Origin of the sequence: Streptomyces sp. HSW2009, assembly GCF_040240285.1 — a bacterium.
Classification (GTDB): Bacteria; Actinomycetota; Actinomycetes; order Streptomycetales; family Streptomycetaceae; genus Streptomyces.
In genome coordinates this window covers 1-1,528 of sequence record NZ_JBEHZD010000964.1, presented here as the reverse complement: position 1 = coordinate 1,528, position 1,528 = coordinate 1, and the positions used below count along the sequence as shown (strand labels likewise).

General features: G+C 70.8%; 2 protein-coding genes. Both read right to left on the bottom strand.

Going from position 1 to position 1,528, the window contains the following annotated elements; all coding sequences use genetic code 11:
- Nucleotides 1-167: 167 nt before the first annotated feature.
- Nucleotides 168-572 (bottom strand): YciI family protein, encoded by a 405-nt coding sequence (locus tag AAHZ94_RS33875; protein WP_349997527.1) that lies wholly within the window; start codon nt 570-572, stop codon nt 168-170.
- Between the two features lie 275 nt (nt 573-847).
- Nucleotides 848-1,384: a GNAT family N-acetyltransferase gene (locus tag AAHZ94_RS33870; RefSeq protein ID WP_349997526.1), complete on the bottom strand. Its 537-nt coding sequence runs from the start codon at nt 1,382-1,384 to the stop codon at nt 848-850.
- Nucleotides 1,385-1,528 lie beyond the last annotated feature (144 nt).

Here is a 1,528-nt window from a genome sequence, read left to right as displayed (position 1 = left end):
GGGGGGGGCGCGCGTGGCGCGCGCCCCCGCCGCCCCCGCCGCCCGCCCGCCGCCCCCCCGCCCGCGGCCCCCCCCCCCCACCCCCAGCACGCCCGGTACGAGGCTCCGCAGCAGGGCCGCGTCCACGGCGGCTACGGGCCCGGCACCGGGGGCTGCGTCGGATGTGGTCACGATGTGGTGGTGGGCGGCGCGGAGAGGATGGGGCGCAGCTCAAGCCATTCGTAGATCGGCTTGCCGCCGACGCCGGGGGCGGCCGACAGTTCGCCGGCGAGTTCCAGGGCGCGGTCGTAGCTGTCGACGTCGATGAGCATCCAGCCGGCGATGAGGTCCTTGGTCTCGGCGAACGGCCCGTCGGTGACGGGCGGGCGCCCCGGCCCGTCGTAGCGCACCCAGGTCCCTTCGGGGGCGAGCCCCTGTGCGTCGACGAACTCGCCGGACTCTTCGAGCCGCGCCGCGAAGTCCCGCATGAACTGCACGTGGGCGGAGATCTCCTCCGGCGTCCACTCGTCCATGGGCGGGCAGTCCATCGCCGGCGCGCCGCGGTAGTGCTTGAGCATCAGGTACTTGGCCATGGTGGGCTCCTCGATCCGGGTGCGACCATTGTGGTCGCGCTCACCCCGGGGACGGAGCCGGCCACGACTTCTCGACATGGCCGACCGAAATTTCTTCAGGAAGTTTCTCGGGCTCCGCGGAGCCCGAGCTTCCGTCTCCACTCGCACTCCACTCGCACCGCCTGCGGGTGGCGCGTACGGGTTCCGGGGTTACGGGCTTCCGCTTCCGGGGGTACGGGCTTTCGCCGGTACGAGCTTCCGCACCCGGCCCGCCCCGACCGCCTCGGGCTCCGGGCTCAGGGCCGGCGGAGTGCCAGTTCGTATTCGGTCTGGTCGGGCTGGTTGGGGTAGGCCATGGTGTTGCCGGTCTGGGTGAAGCCGAAGCCGGCGTAGAAGGCGCGGGCCCGGGCGTTGTCCTCGTGCACCCACAGGCGTACGCGTTCGACGGGGAAGGCGGGGAGTTCCCAGGACCAGTCGAGTGCGGTCTGGAAGAGTTGCTGGGCCAGGCCGCTGCCGCGGTGCTCGGGGCGGATGTAGACGCCGACGAGGTGGGTCTGGCGCTGGTCCTGCTCGATGAGGACGATGGCCATGCCGGCCAGCGACTGCGGGACGTCCGGTTCTTCACCGACGGGCTCGGCGACGAAGGTCTTCTGCGTCACGCCGGCTTCGCCCTGCGCGGCCCGCTCCTGCCAGAACGCGTCCGGCTGCGGGGCTTCCTTCTCGTACGTGCTCGCGAAGGCCATCCGGGCGACCGGGTCGGCGAGCGCGGCCAGCCGCAGTTCCTTGAGCGCGGCCCATTCATCGCCCTTAAGGGCCCTGACCAGGTAGTTCATGGCCACAGCATCGCAGCCATCGGCGGCGTTCTCCAGAACTTTCTGGGCAACGCAAAAAGAGCCTTGTGAGGACTGATGGCCCTCACAAGGCTCTTTTTCTAAAAGGAGTTCGGCGGCGTCCTACTCTCCCACAGGGTCCCCCCT